The organism is uncultured Flavonifractor sp. (assembly GCF_944387675.1).
In the GTDB taxonomy this organism is placed as follows: domain Bacteria; phylum Bacillota; class Clostridia; order Oscillospirales; family Oscillospiraceae; genus Flavonifractor.
In genome coordinates this window covers 1-18,227 of record NZ_CALXFV010000039.1, presented here as the reverse complement: position 1 = coordinate 18,227, position 18,227 = coordinate 1, and the positions used below count along the sequence as shown (strand labels likewise).

The 18,227-nt window shown below is 64.3% G+C and carries 17 protein-coding genes; 16 read left to right on the top strand and 1 reads right to left on the bottom strand.

What is annotated here, in order from left to right; genetic code table 11:
* Positions 1–132 precede the first annotated feature (132 nt).
* The 4 genes from Q0J74_RS05465 to Q0J74_RS05450 all read left to right on the top strand — a co-directional run bounded on the left by Q0J74_RS05465 (position 133) and on the right by Q0J74_RS05450 (position 4,383).
* Positions 133–1,032: a dihydrodipicolinate synthase family protein gene (locus tag Q0J74_RS05465; protein ID WP_297211817.1), complete on the top strand. Its 900-nt coding sequence runs from the start codon at positions 133–135 to the stop codon at positions 1,030–1,032.
* Between the two features lie 31 nt (positions 1,033–1,063).
* Positions 1,064–2,296 (top strand): glycerate kinase type-2 family protein, encoded by a 1,233-nt coding sequence (locus Q0J74_RS05460; RefSeq protein ID WP_297211814.1) that lies wholly within the window; start codon positions 1,064–1,066, stop codon positions 2,294–2,296.
* Positions 2,297–2,375: 79 nt separating this feature from the next.
* Positions 2,376–3,296 carry a LysR family transcriptional regulator gene (locus Q0J74_RS05455; protein WP_297211811.1) on the top strand — a complete coding sequence of 307 codons (921 nt, stop codon included), beginning with the start codon at positions 2,376–2,378 and terminating at the stop codon, positions 3,294–3,296.
* Positions 3,297–3,318: 22 nt separating this feature from the next.
* Positions 3,319–4,383: a DUF362 domain-containing protein gene (locus Q0J74_RS05450; RefSeq protein WP_297211809.1), complete on the top strand. Its 1,065-nt coding sequence runs from the start codon at positions 3,319–3,321 to the stop codon at positions 4,381–4,383.
* 55 nt (positions 4,384–4,438) lie between these two features.
* Here the strand turns inward: Q0J74_RS05450 and Q0J74_RS05445 are convergent, their stop codons facing one another.
* On the bottom strand, positions 4,439–5,317 hold the full coding sequence (locus Q0J74_RS05445) for an NUDIX hydrolase (RefSeq protein ID WP_297211806.1): 879 nt from the start codon (positions 5,315–5,317) through the stop codon (positions 4,439–4,441).
* Positions 5,318–5,426: 109 nt separating this feature from the next.
* Here Q0J74_RS05445 and Q0J74_RS05440 point away from each other — a divergent pair, with 109 nt between their 5' ends.
* From Q0J74_RS05440 to Q0J74_RS05385, 12 genes are all read left to right on the top strand, one after another.
* Complete coding sequence (locus Q0J74_RS05440; RefSeq protein WP_297211803.1) at positions 5,427–6,884, top strand: hypothetical protein; 1,458 nt, start codon at positions 5,427–5,429, stop codon at positions 6,882–6,884.
* A gap of 71 nt (positions 6,885–6,955) precedes the next feature.
* Positions 6,956–8,113 carry a diphosphate--fructose-6-phosphate 1-phosphotransferase gene (locus Q0J74_RS05435; RefSeq protein ID WP_297211800.1) on the top strand — a complete coding sequence of 386 codons (1,158 nt, stop codon included), beginning with the start codon at positions 6,956–6,958 and terminating at the stop codon, positions 8,111–8,113.
* A gap of 102 nt (positions 8,114–8,215) precedes the next feature.
* On the top strand, positions 8,216–8,995 hold the full coding sequence (locus Q0J74_RS05430) for an ABC transporter permease (RefSeq protein ID WP_297211797.1): 780 nt from the start codon (positions 8,216–8,218) through the stop codon (positions 8,993–8,995).
* Positions 8,971–9,762, top strand: a complete 792-nt coding sequence (locus Q0J74_RS05425; RefSeq protein ID WP_297211793.1) for an ABC transporter ATP-binding protein — start codon at positions 8,971–8,973, stop codon at positions 9,760–9,762. Before Q0J74_RS05430 ends, Q0J74_RS05425 begins: the two co-directional genes overlap by 25 nt.
* A 58-nt stretch (positions 9,763–9,820) precedes the next feature.
* Positions 9,821–10,897: an ABC transporter substrate-binding protein gene (locus Q0J74_RS05420; RefSeq protein ID WP_297211790.1), complete on the top strand. Its 1,077-nt coding sequence runs from the start codon at positions 9,821–9,823 to the stop codon at positions 10,895–10,897.
* A 119-nt stretch (positions 10,898–11,016) separates the two neighbouring features.
* Positions 11,017–12,525, top strand: coding sequence for a sensor histidine kinase (locus Q0J74_RS05415; RefSeq protein ID WP_297211787.1), 1,509 nt, complete (start codon positions 11,017–11,019; stop codon positions 12,523–12,525).
* A gap of 5 nt (positions 12,526–12,530) precedes the next feature.
* On the top strand, positions 12,531–13,208 hold the full coding sequence (locus Q0J74_RS05410) for a response regulator transcription factor (RefSeq protein WP_297211785.1): 678 nt from the start codon (positions 12,531–12,533) through the stop codon (positions 13,206–13,208).
* A gap of 17 nt (positions 13,209–13,225) precedes the next feature.
* Positions 13,226–14,041: a glucosamine-6-phosphate isomerase gene (locus Q0J74_RS05405; RefSeq protein ID WP_297211783.1), complete on the top strand. Its 816-nt coding sequence runs from the start codon at positions 13,226–13,228 to the stop codon at positions 14,039–14,041.
* A gap of 13 nt (positions 14,042–14,054) precedes the next feature.
* Positions 14,055–15,215 (top strand): N-acetylglucosamine-6-phosphate deacetylase, encoded by a 1,161-nt coding sequence (gene nagA / locus Q0J74_RS05400; RefSeq protein ID WP_297211780.1) that lies wholly within the window; start codon positions 14,055–14,057, stop codon positions 15,213–15,215.
* A 37-nt stretch (positions 15,216–15,252) separates the two neighbouring features.
* Positions 15,253–16,410, top strand: a complete 1,158-nt coding sequence (locus Q0J74_RS05395; RefSeq protein ID WP_297211777.1) for a class II fructose-bisphosphate aldolase — start codon at positions 15,253–15,255, stop codon at positions 16,408–16,410.
* A gap of 1 nt (position 16,411) precedes the next feature.
* On the top strand, positions 16,412–17,695 hold the full coding sequence (locus Q0J74_RS05390; protein WP_297211775.1) for a glucose-6-phosphate isomerase: 1,284 nt from the start codon (positions 16,412–16,414) through the stop codon (positions 17,693–17,695).
* The coding region (locus tag Q0J74_RS05385) for a triose-phosphate isomerase (protein WP_297211772.1) at positions 17,696–18,227 on the top strand (532 nt) is incomplete at its 3' end. It abuts the gene before it with no gap.

The window sequence follows — 18,227 nt, the reverse complement described above, 5'->3', positions numbered from 1 at the left end:
GAGATCTTCCAGTGGCTGCACAACAACGGCTGCGGCCAGGACGACCACAGCTCCATCATCAAGTACTACAAGAAGCTGACCGGCATCGAGTCCCTGTAAGGACCGGCACGGCAAAACGGGAGGCGAGTTGTCATGAATACGGATTTTATCAAGGGCGTAGTGGTACCCATTCTGACTCCCATTGACGAAAACGAGCTCATCGACGAAGCCAAGATGCGCTCTCAGGTGGACTACGTCATCAACGGCGGCGTGTCCGGCATCCTGGCCTTCGGCAGCAACGGCGAGTTCTACATGGTGGAAGAGGACGAGATGGAGCGGGGCCTGAAGATCATGGTGGACCAGGCCAACGGCCGGGCTCCCGTCTACTTCGGCATCGGCGCCATCAGCACCAAGAAGTGCTGCCGCCTGGCCAAGATGGCGGTGGCCAACGGGGCGGCCAGTGTCAGCGTGCTCCAGCCCATGTTCCTCAAGCCCACCCACGCGGAGCTGTTCCAGCACTTCAAGACCATCGCCGAGAGTGTACCCGACACCCCCATGCTGCTCTACAACAACCCCGGCCGTGTGGGCTACACCCTCACCGCCCAGCTCATTGACGAGCTGGCCCACCAGGTTCCCAACATCGTGGGCATGAAGGACACCAGCGGCGACATCACCCTCACCTCTGAGTTTATCCGCCGCACCCGGGACGTGGATTTCAAGGTGTTCGGCGGCAAGGATACCCTGCTGTACGCCAGCCTGTGCCACGGCGCGGTGGGCGGTGTGTGTACCGCCGCCAACTTCATGCCTGAGCTTATCACCGACGTATACAACAAGTATGTGGCCGGCGATCTGAAGGGCAGCCTGGAGGCCCAGTTCAAGCTCAACCCCGTTCGTCTGGCCATGGACCCCGCCAGCTTCCCCGTGGCCGCCAAGGACATGGCCACCCTCCGGGGCCGGGACGTGGGCGTGCCTTACCTGCCCAACCTGCCCACCCCCGAAGGACCCGCCAAGGAGGGCTTCCGCCGCACCATGGGCGAGGCGGGCCTGATCTGAGCCTGATTTCAGGTTTTCATGGAGGAACGGTATGAAACTGAGAAACGACTGCGACCAGATCATTCGCCAGGCCATCACCGCCGTGCAGCCCGACGCGGCGGTGCGCCGGGCCTTGAAGGAGACCACCCTGGCCGACGGCCGGGTGGTACTGGTCTCCGTGGGCAAGGCGGCCTGGTCCATGGCCCGCGCCGCCTATGACTGCATTGGAGACCGGGTGAGCGGCGGCATCGTCATCACCAAGCACGGCCATGCTCAGGGTCCCATCGGTGAGCTGCTCATCCGGGAAGCGGGACATCCGGTCCCCGACAACGACACCTTCTCCGCCACAGAGGAGGCGCTGGCCCTGACTCAGGACCTGACGGAGCAGGACATGGTCCTCTTCCTCCTCTCCGGCGGCGGCTCCGCCCTGTTTGAGGCCCCGCTGGTCCCCCAGGAGGAGCTGCAAAAGATCACCAAGAGCCTGCTGGCCTGCGGCGCGGACATTGTGGAGATGAACACCATCCGCAAGCGGCTGTCTGCGGTGAAGGGCGGGCGCTTTGCCCAGCACTGCGCCCCTGCCCGGGTCTGCTCCATTGTTCTGTCCGACATCATCGGGGACCCCTTGGACATGATCGCCTCCGGTCCGGCCTATCCCGACTCCTCCACCTGCGCCGACGCGCTGGCCATCGCGGAGAAGTACGACCTGCCTCTCTCCCAGCAGGCGGCGGGCTGCCTGGAGCGGGAGACCCCCAAGGAGTTGGACAACGTCCATACCGTCATCACCGGCAGCGTGCGGGAGCTGTGCTCCGCTGCGGCCCAGGCCTGCCGGGAGCTGGGCTATGAGCCGGTGGTGCTCACCGACAGCCTCACCTGTGAGGCCCGGGAGGCTGGGTCCTTCCTGGCCGCCATCGCCCGCTCCCATCAGGACAGCGGCCATTCCCTGGCCTTCCTGGCCGGGGGAGAGACGGTGGTCCACCTGACGGGCAGCGGCAAGGGAGGCCGGAACCAGGAGCTGGCGCTGGCCGCCGCAGAAGGGATAGCAGGTCTGAAGGATACCGCGGTGTTCTCCGTGGGCAGCGACGGCACCGACGGACCCACCGACGCCGCCGGCGGCTATGTGGACGGGACGACCCGGGACGAGCTGGCCGGTCGGGGCATCCGTATTTTTGACGTGCTGCGTCAGAACGACGCCTATACCGCCCTGGGCGCCTGCGGCGGCCTGATCGTCACCGGCGCCACCGGCACCAACGTCAACGACGTGGCTGTGCTCCTCATCCGCCGCTGAGCGGCAGGAGCCAGGCGCCCCCGATCTCCCTGCGGGACCGGGGGCGCCTTTTTCTCTCCAGTGCAAGGAGGTGTGGGGCTTGGATATCAAGCAGATGAACTACATTCTGACCATCGCCCAGGAGGGGGGGATCAGCAAGGCGGCCGCCAAGCTGTTCATCACCCAATCGGCCCTGGATCAGCAGCTGCTCAAGCTGGAAAACGAGCTGGGAACCCAGCTGTTCTACCGCTCCCGGGGCAACTTTTCCCTGACGGCGGCGGGCAAGGTATATGTGGATTACGCCAGGCAGATGGTGGATTTGAAGCACGAGGCCTACCGGATCATCCATGACATGGCCGACCGGCAGCGGGGAACCCTCAGCCTGGCCTTCGCCCCGGAGCGGGGGATGGAGATGTTTATGGCGGTCTACCCCCAGTTCTACCAGCGCTACCCCAAAATCAACGTCATCCCCCGGGAGATTAGCGTCCGCCGCCAGGTGGAGATGCTCCAGAACGACGAACTGGATCTGGGCTTCCTCTCCGCCCGGGCGCAGGACCGGCCCGGCCTGCTCACCACCACCCTGCTGGAGGAGGAGTTTGTCCTCATCACTCCGGCGGACCACCCCCTGGCCGCCCTGGCCGCTCCGCCGGGCGCACCCCTCACTGTCCTGGATGCCGAGAAGCTGCGGGAGCTCACCTTCTGCCTGATCTACCGGGAGTCCACCCAGCGGGAGATCATCGACCCCATCTTCGAGCGGGCGGGAATCAAGCCGGACATCTTTTTGGAGACTGCCAGCAACCGGGCCAACGTGTCCATGGTGGAAAAGGGGTTGAGCTGTTCCATCATGCCCTACTACTACGCCCGGGACCGGCGGAAGGTGGCCTGCTTCCGGCTGGCCGGGCGGCCCCGGTGGACCGTATCGGTGTGCTGCCGGCGCAACCGGTATCTCTCCAAGGCGGCCCACTACTTCATTGAGCTGGCGGTGGATTACTTCCGCCGGGAGGGAAGCAACCCCATCTGAACCACTGCAAAGGAGAAAAGCAATGCCTTCCATTTATGAAATATTCGGCACAGACGCCCATCAGATGACCAAGGCCCTGATGGAGGCGGCCGGTGTGGCGGACCGGGTTCCGGCGGGGGCCGATGTGGCCCTCAAGCCCAATCTGGTGGTGGCCGCCTCCCCGGAGAGCGGCGCCACCACCCACGCCGGTGTCCTCTCCGGCGCCATTGAGTACTTGCAGGACCACGGAATCCGGGACATCGCCATCATCGAGGGGTCCTGGGTGGGGGACGACACCGGACGGGCCTTCCGCGCCGCCGGTTACGACCAGGTGGGCAAGCGCTATAACGTCCCCCTCTACGACCTGAAGCACGACAAGACCCGGAAGGTGGATACCCCCCTGCGGCCCATGGAAATCTGCTGCCGGGCGCTGGACGCGGGCTATCTCATCAACCTGCCGGTGCTCAAGGGCCACTGCCAGACGGTGATGACCTGCGCCCTGAAAAACTGCAAGGGCTGCCTCCCTGACCGGGAGAAGCGGCGCTTCCACGCCGAGGGGCTGATGGAGCCCATCGCCGCCCTGGCCGCCGCCCTGAAGCCGGATTTGACCATCGTGGACAGCATCTGCGGCGATTTGAACTTTGAGGAGGGGGGCAACCCCGTCCCCACCGGCCGGATGCTGCTGGGGGAGGACCCGGTGCAGCTGGACGCCTACGGCTGCCGTCTGATGGGCCTGGACCTGGACCAGGTACCCTACATCGGCCTGGCGGAGGGCTGGGGCGCCGGTACCACCCGGGTGGAGCCGGGGGACGTTTGCCCCCTCAACCAGCCCACCGCCGCCGCCAGCTACCCCGCCCCCTCGGGCAAGGTGGCCAGCCTGACCCGGAACGTGCAGGCCAAAAGCGCCTGCTCGGCCTGCTACGCCAGCCTGGTGCGGGCGTTGTACCACAGCCGGCCCGGCGGGATGCCCATCGCCATCGGCCAGGGCTGGAAGGGAATCGCCTTTGACGGCCTGGGCGTGGGCGCCTGCTGCAACTGCGCAGCCCGGCAGGTGCCGGGCTGTCCGCCCACCGCAGAGGCCATCCTGAACTATCTGACAGAGCGCTGAACCATAGAAAACGCGTCCCCGGACGGAGCCATTCCATCTGTCCGGGGACGCGTTTTTATGCCTGCGCCAGCAGGCAGAGAAGGGCGGCGGACTGGGTCAGCCCGTCGGTGATCTCTCCCGCCCGCAGGCGGCGGAGCAGCTCCGCCCGGCTGAGCCATTCCAGTCCGGTGATTCCCTCGTACCCCAGGGAGGGGGTGGGGGCGGCGGTTACCCGGGCCAGATAGACCGACACCATGGCGCCGCTCAGCCCTGTGTCCGGCCGGGTGTGACCCAGGAGAGTGAGCTCCGCCACCTGGTCCGGCGGGATGCCCAGCTCCTCCCACAGCTCCTTCTTGGCATTTTCCTCCGGGGTGATTCCCTGACACTGGTATCCCCGGGGGAACTCCCCCCCGGACAGCCCCCGAAGGCTGTGGCGGTAGACCTGGAGCAGACCGTACCGGGGTTCCTCCCCCGTCTCCAGCAGGGGGATCATCACCGTTCCGCCCACCGCCTGGTCGGGGTAGATCACCCGGCCGTACAGATAAGGGGGATCCCCCAGAATCAGGTCGGCCACCGTCTGATAATAGGGCAGGTTGTCAAACACCAGTCCCGCCGGCCGGCCGGTCTCCTCCTCAAAGTCCAGCAGCTGCCGGCGGCTGGCGCAAATGGGATAGAGCTCCGACGGGGTAAACTGCTCCGGCCGGTCTGCCATCAGGGCAAAATAGCCCTCAATCTGCTTTTCCAGCCGGGGGTCCAGGTATACGGGCCGTTCCTCCGGACCCTCCGGCCCCCACTCCCGCACCCACAGCCAGCGGGAATGCTCCGCTACAACCCCCAGGCCGGTCCGCCGCTCCGGCGGAAGCTCCGCCCACCGGGCCAGAGCCCGCGCCCCATTCGGCCCGAAGGCCCGGGGAAACCGCCGGCAGAGCTGCCGGTACCGATCCATTCCGTCCATTCCGGTTCCTCCTTCCCATGCTGGATTTATTATGAAGATTTTTTGAAAAAAGGTCAAGACAGTAACGGTAAAATATGGTACAATAGGGAAAACGTCTGGGGGTAAGGCCATGGACGAGCTGGTGTATCTGTTTGAGCTGGACTCGGTGCGCAACTCGCCGGAGGAGCTGCTCCGAGGCCAGCGGGCTTTGTTTCGGGAGGTGGCCCTGAAAGGAAACCGGGTGGTGCTCACCTTCAATCAGCTCACCGATTCCCACGGCTTCCTCTGCGCCGTGAGGGACCCGGAGCGCTACAGCCAGCTGGCGGAGCTGTTCCGGCTGGGGGCGCTGAAGTACTCCCGGTATGCCCCGCCGGACTACTACGACGGCCTGCCGCCGGAGCGGCGGCAGGCGCTGGAGGGCCAGCTGGAGGACTGCCGGAGGGACTGGGGGGAGCTGTTCCGCCAGGGCGCCCTGAAGGCCTATTCCCCGCTCCCCGACGGGGCGCCCCAGCGGGTGATCCGCACCGCCTCCCACTATGTGCAGGATGCGGTGGAGCGTTGCCTGAACGACTCGGGAGAGACCTTCCTGTTTTCCGCCCTGCCCTTCCGTTCCACCGAGCGGGAGACGCTGCGGGCCATCTCCTACGCCCTGCAATACAGCGACCCGGGGGTGCTGGACACCTGCGAGGCCGCCGCTCCGGAGGACCGGGCGCGGCTGGCCTTTGCCAAGGCCTATGTGGAACTGCTGCTCCGCCTGAGCCGGGAGCCTCTGGCCGTCAATCCGGAGCGGCCGGTCCGCTCCCGGTCCATGACCGCCGTGCTGGAGCAGGTGCTGCTGGCCTGCCGGGAAGAAATTCCGCCGGACTGGCCTCTGGGGGAGATCCTGGCCCGGGCCGCCGGGGTGCTGGAGCGGCTGCGGGACGACGTGGAGGCCGCAGGCAGTCCCAACCGCCGCAGCAACTGGTACGCCGCCCTGCGCCGGGACGGCGCGCCGGAGGAGGACCGGGCCATGGCGGAGGCGGTGGTGGACCTGTGCTACAACTATACCATGGCAGAGAGCATTTCCGGCCTGGAGGGAAGCGCCGGGACGGGGGAGGAATTTCCGCCGGGATTTCTGGACCGGCTGTCGGCCTACTGGGCGGACGGACAGACGGGCGTCCACCGCTTCCTGCGGCCGGATAGCACCGACGCAGCGCCCAGGCCCGCCGGGGCGCTGCCCCACTGGGATACGGCGGTGCGCCTGTTGAAAAGCGTACCCGCCCGGGGCCGCTCCTGGAGGCGGCGAATGACCCTGGGCCGCCTGCGGCAGCTGGGCAGCGTGGCGCTCTATGTGCTCCTCTTCCTGGTCACCTCCCTGGCCCTGGGAGGCCTGGAGGACGGGGTGACCGCCCTGGGGGAGCGGAGCCGGATCAACGGAGTGGGGATGACCCTGGGCAATATCGTGCTCTTCGGTATTGCCGGCTCCCTGCTGTCCTGGCGGCTAAACCTGCCGGATATTCTGGACAGCGCAAAGCAGCTGGGTCATATGGTGCTGGACGCCGTGCGGCTGCTTCGGGCCAGAAACTGGAAAGAGGAAAAGGGGGGATAAGAAATCCTCCTTGCGGTTTGCCCGGCAGGCAGTATAATAGAGGCAGACGAACTGTGTGAGGAGGGATTCCGTTGAAAGAGAACCTGATCATCATCCACGGCGGCGGACCCACCGCAGTGCTCAACTGTTCCCTGTATGGGGCCATCCGCCAGGCCCAGGAGAGCGGAGCGGTGGAGCACGTGTACGGCGCGGTGGGCGGTACCGGCGGGCTGCTGCGGGAGCAGCTGCTGGACTTCAACACCGTCCCGGAGGAACAGCTGGAGCGGCTGCCCACCACCCCTGCCACCGCCATCGGCACCTCCCGGGATGCCCTGGAGGCGGAGCACTACGCCAAAATGACCCAGATCCTGGAGCAGCACAACATCCGCTATGTGCTGATGAACGGCGGCAACGGCACCATGGACGCCTGCGGCAAGCTGGCGGCGGCCTGCAAGGACAAGGGAATCCGGGTTATGGGCATTCCCAAGACCATGGACAACGATATCGCCGTCACCGACCACTGCCCCGGCTTCGGCAGCGTGGCCCGGTACATGGCGGGTACCGTGCGGGAGCTGGCGGTGGATGTGCGCAGCCTGCCCATCCACGTGGTGGTGCTGGAGTCCCTGGGCCGCAACGCCGGGTGGACCACCGCCGCCTCCGCCCTGGCCCGGGAGCAGGAAGGCGACGCCCCTCATTTGATCTATCCCCCGGAGCGGGCCTTCCATGAGGACGAGTTTTTGGACAAGGTGGGCGACATGTACCGCAAGCTGGGCGGCGTGGTGGTGGTGGCCAGCGAGGGCCTTCACGACGACGAGGGCAAGCCCATCGTTCCCCCCATCTTCCAGACCGGCCGCTCCACCTATTTTGGAGATGTGTCCTCCCACCTGGCCCAGATGATTGTCCGGCGGCTGGGCATCAAGGCCCGCAGCGAGAAGCCGGGCATCCTGGCCCGGGCCTCCATCGCCTGGCAGTCCCCGGTGGACGCGGCGGAGGCCGAACTGGCGGGCCGGGAGGCCTGTCAGGCCGCCCTGGCGGGGGAGACGGGCAAGATGGTGGGCTTCCGGCGGCTGTCCACCCAGCCCTACCGGTGCGAGACCTTCCTCATCCCCATCGAGGAGGTTATGCTGGGAGAGCGGGTGCTGACCCCCGAGTATCTCACCGCCGACGGCACCGACGTGACCGAGGAATTCTGCCGCTGGTGCGCCCCCCTCATCGGGCCGGAGCTGCCCTCCATGGCCCGGCTGGTATAAACGCTTCGGAAGAAGCCCGGGAAAAAGTATGATAAAAGTTCATACTTACCAAAACTGAGGAGTTTGGATATACTGGAGACAACAAAAGGAGGCTAGGTGTCCATGAGACTGAAAAAATCGTCTGTCTGGAGCAAGATACCCAACTGGGTATGGGTGCTCATCTCCCTGGCTGTGGCCATTTTGATCTGGCTGATTGCCGCATACAAATGGCCGATCGTGTTCGCTCCCCCTCAGGTCGTATTTGCCGCCTTCCTGGATAAGGCCTCCAGCGGCGTGCTCATCGGCCACGTCTGGGCCAGCTTGTCCCGGGTGCTCACCGGCTTCGCCATTGCCTTTGTGGTGGCTATTCCGGTGGCCTTCCTGATGGCCTGGTACGACCCCTTCCGCCGGGTGGTGGAACCCTGGATTCAGTTTATCCGCAACATCCCCCCTCTGGCCTATGTGTTCCTCATCATCGTGGCCCTGGGCGTGGGCCAGACCAGTAAGGTCACCGTCATCTTCATTGCCGCCTTCCTGGTGATGGTCATTACCATCTATCAGGGCGTCAAGGGTGTGGATACCACCCTCATCAAGGCCGCCCGGGTGCTGGGCGCCAAACAGAGCGACATCTTCTTCAAGATCACCATCCCCGCCTCCACCCCCTTCATTCTGGTGGCCGCCCGTCTGGGCCTGTCCACCTCCATGACCACCCTGATGGCCTCCGAAATCGTGGGCGGCGACAAGGGTATCGGCATGATGATCCAGCAGGCCAGCGGCTGGTATCAGATGGATGTGGTGCTCATGGGCATCATTCTGCTGGGTATCATCGGCATCTGCTTTGAGAAGATTGTGAAATTCCTTGAGAGGAGGTTTACGGGATGGCAGGAAACAATTCAGCAGTAAAGGTACATATTGACCATGTGGTCAAGAAGTTCCAGGGCCGCAACGGCGAGATGATCGCCCTGAACGGCGTGGACATGGACATCCACGAAAACGAGTTTATTTGTGTGGTGGGTCCCTCCGGCTGCGGCAAGTCCACCCTGCTGAACATCATCGGCGGCCTGGAGACCCCCACTGAGGGCAAGGTGCTGGTGGACGGCAAGGAAGTCCAGGGTCCCGGCCCCGACCGGGGCATCGTGTTCCAGCAGTACGCCCTGTTCCCCTGGCTCACCGTGGAGAAGAACGTGCAGTTTGGCCTGAAGCTCCAGGGCAAGAGCAAAGAGGAGTGCGAGGAGCTGGCCCGCAAGTATCTGAAGATGGTGGACCTGGAGGGCTTTGCCAAGTCCTATCCCAAGGAACTCTCCGGCGGCATGAAGCAGCGCGTGGCCATCGCCCGCGCCTACGCCGTCAACCCCAAGGTGCTGCTGATGGACGAACCCTTTGGCGCCCTGGATGCTCAGACCCGTACCCAGCTGCAGCAGGAGCTGCTGAACACCTGGGAGAAGGAGCAGAAGACCTGCTTCTTCATCACCCACGACGTGGAAGAGGCCATCATTCTGGCCCAGCGGGTGGTGATCATGTGCGCCCGTCCCGGCCGCGTCAAGGAGATTGTGGACATCGACATCCCCTATCCCCGTGACCAGGAGACCAAGATGACCCCCCGGTTCCTGGAGCTGAAGAACCACATCTGGAGCCAGGTCTATCAGGAGTACCTGTCCGTCCGGAAGTAAGCGTCGCTTTCCGGCTGCGGTCGGATTGAGATAATGTAAATAAGGAGGAATTTTGAGTATGAAAAAGAAACTGCTTGCTCTTGCACTGGCCTGCGGTATGATCTTCTCCCTGGCCGCCTGCGGCAATAACTCTGCCAGCAGCGAGACCCCCGCCGGCAGCAGCGAGACCCCCGATGCCGTCGCCAGCGAGACTCCCGCCGGCACCGAGGTGGAGTACGAGCCCGCCACCATCCGCGTGGCCTACATGCCCAACCTGGGCTCCGCTTCTTCTCTGTTCACCGCCATTCACCAGGGCTACTTTGACGAGGTGGGCCTGACTGTGGAACCCTCCCAGTTCTCCGGTGGCCCTGCTGAGATCGCCGCCATGGCTTCCGGCGACATCGACATCTCCCAGATCGGTCACGGCGCCCACTCCCTGTGCATCCAGGGCGACGCGGTTGTGTTCGCTTTCGACCAGCTCTCCCAGGCTGATGCCGTGGTGGCCAACAAGTCCAAGGGCATCGAGTCCGCCGCCGACCTGAAGGGCAAGACCGTAGCCGTGTCCTCCGGTACCTCCTCCGAGATCATCCTCCAGTTCGTGCTGGAAGATGCCGGCCTGACCATTGACGACATCACCACCGTGGAGATGAACGTGGAAGGCATGACCACCGCTCTTATCGCCGGCCAGATCGACGCCGCCGCCACCTGGTCTCCCAACACCGTGACCCTGGAGCAGGCCATGGGCGACAACTACCTGGTTCTGGGTACCAACAATGATTACACCGACCAGGCCGCCTTCCCCTCCAGCTTCATCTGCACTCCCGATTATGCTGCGGCCAACCAGGATATTCTGGAGCGCTTCTCCCAGGCCATCCTGAAGGCCCAGGTGTACCGCGCCGCCAACATTGAGGAGGTTGCCTCCACGCTGGCCGGCGATCTGGACGCCCCCGAGGATACCATGCTCCTGGCCGTGGGCGAGGGCAACTGGCAGGGCGCCGTGGACTGCATGGGCGACTTTGACGCCATCCGCGGTCTGTATGAGGCCCAGCAGCAGGTGTTCCTGAACAACGGCACCATCACCGAGGAGGTTCCCGTGGACAACTACGTGCTCTTCGATGTGATGCAGGCTGCCTACGACGCTTACAGCGCCAACTAAATCCCCGCTTTCTCCGCCGGGGCTCCGTGTTAGGCGGAGCCCCGGCGCCCTTTTGCCGCCGCTGTTTACAGCGGCTGGGGGAGGGAGGTATAATAGCGGTATGATGGGGGGAAGGGGCTGTGCTGATTCTGGTTTTGATCCTGTGCCTGGCCACGTCGGTATACGTAGCTTTGAGGCGGCGGGACGTACTGTCCCTCTACCTGTTGGGCATGAGCGTGTGCAACCTGGTAATGCTGGCGGGTATCGTCATCTATATCGCCAAAATGGGCGGTACCGCCGCCCAGCAGCGGGCGTTTCTGTTTTTGGTGCCGGAGCTTCAGACCTGGCTGCAATTCCTCCCTCTATCCATGGACAAGCTGGGCTATGTGGTGGCCGTGGGCCGGTCCCTATTTCCGCTGTTTGCCCTGCTGGTGGCGCTGGAGACCACCATGATTCCCTTCTTCCGCCGCAGGCTGAAAATCCTGCGGATACTGGCCTGTATTTTTCCCGCCCTGTGGCTGGTGTACTACTATCCGACCGTGTTTCACATTTTGATCAACGGCCGGATGTGGGTGCTGCCCATCCTGATCAATCTGGTGCTGGCCGGCATTGTGGCCTATCTGGGCGCGGCGGCGGCGCTGATGGCGCTGGAATACCGGGCGACCACCATGCCGGTGTTCAGGCGCAGCTTCCGGTACGTGCTGCTGAGTGTGTTCAGCACCTCCGTGCTGTATCTGCTCTACGCCAGCAAGGACCCGGCCCAGATCTACAATATGTTTATTTCGGAGTACATCCGCCTGGGAATCACCAGCTACATCAGCGCCACCCTCCCCGCCCTGGGGTGGATTGTGCTGGGACTGTGTACCGTGTTCACCGTGGTGCTGGGCAGCTATAACATGGTGCGCTACACCCAGATCAGCTATGACGACGAGCGGCAGGACATGATTCTCCAGCGGAAGTTCGACGCGGCGGGTATGGGTGTGTCGGTCTTTGTCCACGGGGTGAAGAATCAGCTGCTCTCCAGCCGGGTGCTTCACAAGAAGCTGGCCCGGGTGCTGGCGGAGGACCCGCCGGATTTGGAGCGGGTGCGGGCCTGCGCCGCCCAGCTCAACGATTTGAACGAGGGCATGCTCCGGCGGATGGATGAGCTCTACCGCTCGGTAAAGAACAATGCCATCACCCTGGCCCCCATAACGGTGGATCAGCTGGCCCTCACCGCGGTGGAGCGGTTCCACGGCAAGTATCCCGACCAGCCGGTGGTGGTAGAGCTGAATACCCACCGTCAGGTGCTGGCCGATCTGGGCCATCTCAGCGAGGCCATCTGCAATCTGCTGTGCAACGGCTATGAGGCGGCGGTGCAGGCCGGCCGGGAGGAACCCCGTGTGGTCTTGCGGGCCAGGGCGGAGCGGATGTGGACCGTGTTGGAGGCGGCGGACAACGGGAAGGGAATTCCCCAGGAGCTGCAAAACAAGATTTTTGAGCCTTTTTTTACCAGCAAGAACACCAACCACAACTGGGGCATGGGTCTGTACTACGTGCGGAAAATTGTAAAAAGCCATCTGGGGCGGCTCCGGCTGGAGAGCCGGCCGGAGGAAGGCACCAGCTTTTTCATCATGCTGCCCCTGTATGACGCCCATCAGAAGGAGTGAGTACCGTGGGAGAGAAAATCCGTGTGATGGTGGCGGAGGACCTGCCTCTGCTGCGGGAGGATTTCTGTGACGTGGTATCGTCCCAGACGGATATGGAGGTGGTGGGCTGCGCCGCCACCGGGGAGGAGATTGTGGCCCTGGCCGCCGGGACTCCCTGCGATGTGATTCTGATGGACATTGAAATGGAGACGGTGGATGCGGGGATTCGGGCGGCGGAGCTTATTACCGCCAGGGACCCCCATGTAAAGATTCTCTTTCTCACCGCCCATGAGACTGACGACGTGATCACCAGCGCCATGGGTACCGGCGCGGTGGACTATGTGGTAAAGGGCTGCGAGGAGGAGAAGCTGCTGGAGCACATCCGCCGGGCCAGCCAGGGCCGGGCGGAGCTGGAACCCCGGATTCAGAACACCGTCATGCAGGAGTACGCCCGGCTGCGGCGCAGTGAGCGTTCCCTCATTTTCTTTATCAACAATGTGGCCCACCTCACCCCCGCCGAGCATGAGCTGGTCAAGCTGCTGCTCCAGGACAAGAAGGTGGCGGAGATCGCCAAGCTGCGGCACGTGGAGGTGGTCACCGTCAAGACCCAGATCAAGGGGCTGCTGAACAAATTCGGCTGTTCCCGCACCAAAGAGATCGTCAAGCTGATCCGTCAGATGAGTTTGGAGCATCTGTTTCAGTAAGGAAAGGAGACGCTGTCATGGACTACTATCACATTTCCGCCCAGGAGCTGGGCAAGGACGCCAAGCTGCCCATCGTAAAGCTGGGGGACTCCGGCGAGGTGTTTTATGAGCTGGCCGCCGAGATGTGCGCCGAGATTCGGGCCAATAACGCCGCCGGCAAGCGCACCGTGTTTATCTGCCCCGTGGGGCCGGTGGGGCAGTACCCCATCTTTGTCCGGCTGGTAAACCGGGAGAAGCTGTCCCTGAAAAACTGCTGGTTCATCAACATGGACGAGTATCTCACCGACGACGGTGCGTGGATTGACAAGGACGACCCCCTGTCCTTCCGGGGCTTCATGGCCCGGGAGGTGTACGGCAAGATCGACCCGGAGCTGCTCATGCCCGAGGAGCAGCGGGTCTTCCCCGATCCCAAGGATCTGGGCCACATCCCCGCCCTCATTGAGCAGCTGGGTGGTGTGGACATCACCTTCGGCGGCATCGGCATCACCGGCCACCTGGCCTTCAACGAGCCCCAGCCGGAGCTGACGGCGGAGCAATTTGCCCAGCTGCCCACCCGGGTGCTGGATATCTCCCCCGAGACCCGGGCCACCAACTGCGTGGGCGATCTGGGCGGCGCCCTGGAGGATATGCCCCACAAGTGCGTCACCATCGGCATGAAGGAGATCCTCTCCGCCCGGAAAATCCGCCTGGCGGTGTTCCGGGACTGGCACCGGGCGGTATGCCGCCGGGCGGCCTACGGCGAGGTGAGCGCCGCCTTCCCCGCCACCCTGGCCCAGAACCATCCCGACGCGGTGCTCTACGTCAATGCCAACGCCGCCCAGAAAGCCTATTAAGGAGGCTGCCGCCATGGAGGGTTCCTTTTATCTGAAAAACGGCTCCGTCCTGCTGAACGGCGCCTTCGTCCCCGCCGACTTGGCGGTGGAGGACGGAATCATCACCGCCGTCACCCAGGGCTGCCACAATGTCAAGAACCTGCCTGAGCTGGATGCTTCCGGCCTGCGGGTGGTTCCAGGCTTTCTGGATGTCCACACCCACGGCGCCGCCGGGGTGGACGTGAACGCCGCCGATGTGGAGGGCCTGCGCACCATCGGCCGGTTCTTTGCCAGCCAGGGCGTCACCGGCTGGCTGTGCTCCGTGCTCACCGACACGGTGGAGCAGACCCTGTGGTGTATGGAGCAGGCCCGCCAGGTCATTGAGGGCGGACCTTACGACGGAGCGGCCCTGCTGGGGGTCCATCTGGAGGGTCCCTGCCTGTCCACTGAGTACAAGGGGGCCATGCCGGAGCACCTGCTGATGCACACCGCCGACGCGGAGCTGTTTGCCCGCTACCAGAAGGCCAGCGGCGGCCATATCCGCTATGTCACCCTCTCCCCAGAGATTCCCGGGGTGGCGGAGATGATTCCCCAGCTCACCGCCATGGGCATTGTGTGCGCCATGGGCCACAGCGGGGCGGGCTATGGCCAGGCCATGGCCTGTGTGAAGGCCGGCGTCCGCTCCTGCACCCATCTGGGCAACGCCATGCGGCTGTTCCACCAGCACGACCCCGCTATCTTCGGCGCCGCCCTGGAGAGCGATGTGTATGTGGAGGCCATCTGTGACGGCCGCCACCTCCATCCCGGCACCGTCCGCCTCTACCTGAAGGCCAAGGGCTACGACCGGGTGTTGTCCATCACCGACTCCATCATGGCCGCCGGCCTGCCCGACGGCAACTACAAGCTGGGGGTCAACGATGTGATTGTGGAGGACGGAGACGCCAAGCTGCCCAACGGCGTCCGGGCCGGCTCCACCCTCACCCTGGCTCAGGCTCTGCGCAACCTGATGGCCTTCACCGGCCGGCCCACAGAGACCGTGGTTCCCCTGATGACCGCCAATCCCGCCCGGCTTATGGGCTGGACCGGCAAGGGGGAGATCGGCCAGGGCAAGGACGCCGACCTGGTGCTGCTGGACGCGGACGCCCAGGTGGTACGCACCATTGTGGGGGGCCGCACCGTGTATACCCGCGCCTGACCACACCACATTATTTATTTTGTAAAGGAGAATTGTTATGCCGTTGGTACCTCTGCGTCCCGTATTGGACGCCACCGTGAAGTATGGCTATGCCCAGGGAGCTTTCAACGTCAACGCCGTGGCCCAGGCCGAGGCCGTTATCGCCGTCCATGAGATGTTCCGCTCCCCCGCCATCCTGCAGGGGGCCGATTTGGCCAACGCCTTCATGGGCGGCCGGGTGGACTTTGCAAACGGCACCCTGGAGGACAAGAAGAAGGGCGCCCGCAACATCGCCGAGGCGGTGAAGAAATTTGCCGCCACCAGTCCCATTCCCGTGGTGCTCCACCTGGACCACGGCAAGAACTTCGACTCCTGCGTGGCCGCCATCGAGGGGGGCTACACCTCCGTGATGATCGACGGCTCCTCCCTCCCCTTTGAGGAGAACGTGGAGATCACCCGGGAAGTGGTGAAGTACGCCCACGCCCGGGGCGTGTCCGTAGAGGGCGAGCTGGGCGTGCTGGCCGGTGTGGAGGACCACGTCTTTGCCGCCAACTCCACCTACACCAACCCTCTCTCCGCCATCGACTTCTTTAAAAAGACCGGCGTGGACGCCCTGGCCATCAGCTACGGCACCATGCACGGCGCCAGCAAGGGCAAGGACGTGAAGCTGCGGAAAGAGATTCCCATCGCCATCAAGGAGTGCATGAACCACGAGGGCATCCAGGGTGTGCTGGTGTCCCACGGCTCCTCCACCGTACCCCAGTACATCGTCAGCGAGATCAACGCCCTGGGCGGCGAAATCAAGAACGCCTACGGCATCTCCAAGGACGAGCTGAAGGCCGCCATCCCCTGCGGCATCGGCAAGATCAACGTGGATACCGACATCCGCCTGGCCGTGACCCGCAACTTCCGGGAGCTGTTCCGGGACCACCCCGAGCTGAAGGAGGATGCCAAGATCGGCGGCATCTGGAAACTGCTGGACGAGAAGCGGGACGCCTTTGACCCCCGGGCCTTCCTGGCCCCCATCATGGACACCGTCATGTACGGCACCGGGGACGAGGGTACCGTGGCCCTCATCACCGACGCCATGCGCCGAGGCGTGAAGGAGGCCGTGGGTACCCTGATTGTGGAGTTCGGCAGCTACGGCAAGGCCCCTCTGGTGGAGATGGCCACTCTGGAGGACATGGCCGCCCGGTATGCCAAGGAGGGCAACTGACATGAAGGACATCACCCTCTCCTACCTGGACGGCAAGCCGGTGCTGGCCCCCGGCGAGCTGGAGGAGAAGCTGAAGACCGCCGCCCCCGTGCTGGCGGAGGTGGTGGCCGGTGAGGCGCAGTACCAGGACAGCCTGGGCTGGTTCCAGGTGGACGACTATGCCGGGCCGGAGCATGTGGAGGATCTGCTGGAGCAGGCGGCCCGGGTGCGCGCCGACGCCGACGCCTTCGTGGTCATCGGCATCGGCGGCTCCAACCAGGCCTCCCGGGCGGCGGTGAAAGCCCTGCGGCCCAAGGACGGCCCCGCCATCCTGTGGGCGGGCAACACCATCTCCGCCTGCGAAATGGCCCGCACCCTGGAAGAACTGGACGGCTATCAGTCCATCTACATCGACTGCATTGCCAAGAATTTTGAGACCCTGGAGCCCGGCATCGCCTTCCGGATGCTGCGGCACTACCTGGAGAAGCGGTACGGGGAGGCGGAGGCCGCCCGGCGGATTTTCGCCACCGGCACCCCCGGCTCCACCCTCCATCAGCTGTGCCAGGACCACGGCTACACCTTCCTGGAGTTCCCCGGCCCCATCGGCGGGCGCTACTCCATCGGCAGCGACGTGGGCCTGTTCCCCATGGCGGTGGCGGGCATCGACATCAGGGCCATCACCCAGGGCATGCGGGACATGCGGGACCGGCTCTTCTCCGAACCCGCAGAGGAGAACATCGCTCTCAAGTACGCCTGCCTGCGGAATCTGATGTACGACCACGGCTTCCGGCTGGAGATGATGGCCTTCTTCGAGCCCCGGCTGGACTACTTCGCCAAGTGGTGGATTCAGGCCTTTGCCGAAAGCGAGGGCAAGGAGGGCAAGGGCCTCTATCCGGTGGTATCCTCCAACTCGGAGGACCTGCACTCCATCGGCCAGTTCATCCAGCAGGGCAGCCCCATTCTCTTTGAGACCTTTATCGAGATTCGGGCGCGGGACGCCAGCGTGGTAATGCCCGCCGAGACCAAGAAAGACTACTTCCAGTACCTGGACGGCAAGGACTTCTGGGACATCAACGACACCGCCCGGAAGGCCACCATAGAGGCCCACAGCAAGGGAGGCATCCCCTGCCTGAACCTGTCCGTTCCCGCCCTGGACGAGCACACCCTGGGCGAGATGTACTACTTTTTCCTGTTTGCCTGCTACCTGTCCTGCAAGCTGACGGGGGTCAACCCCTTCGACCAGCCGGGGGTGGAGGCTTACAAGGGCTACATGTTTAAAAATCTGGGAAAGCCGGGTGCCAACTGAATGAAACATATCTTTTTGAATTTAAAGCGCTTTGACGTGCCGGTAGAGCTGGGGGGCGTGAACCGTCTGGCCCCCATGGCAGACTGGGGCAAGGTCATCGTCAGCGAGACCCAGAAGGGTCTGGCCGGCTACGCCGCCGGTGAGGTGGAGTTCGTGGACTTCTTCCCCGAGGCCCACATCCTCTCCGCCGCCGCCGCCCGCACCGCCGACAGCAAGGTGGAGGTGGGCTGCCAGGGGGTGTTCCGGGCGGACACCGCTGTGGGGGGCAACTTCGGGGCCTTCACCACCAACCGGCCCGCCCACGCAGCCGCCGCCCTGGGCTGCGGCTGGACCCTCATCGGCCACTGTGAGGAGCGCAATGACAAGGCGGGTATCCTGGCTGAGGCCGGGGTTACCGACACCGCCGCCGTCAACCGCCTGCTCAACCAGGAAATCAAGTGCGCCCAGGCCGCGGGGCTGAAGGTGCTCTACTGCATCGGCGAGAAGAGCGAGGAGCAGGAGGCCTGGCAGCAGGTGCTGGGGGACCAGCTCT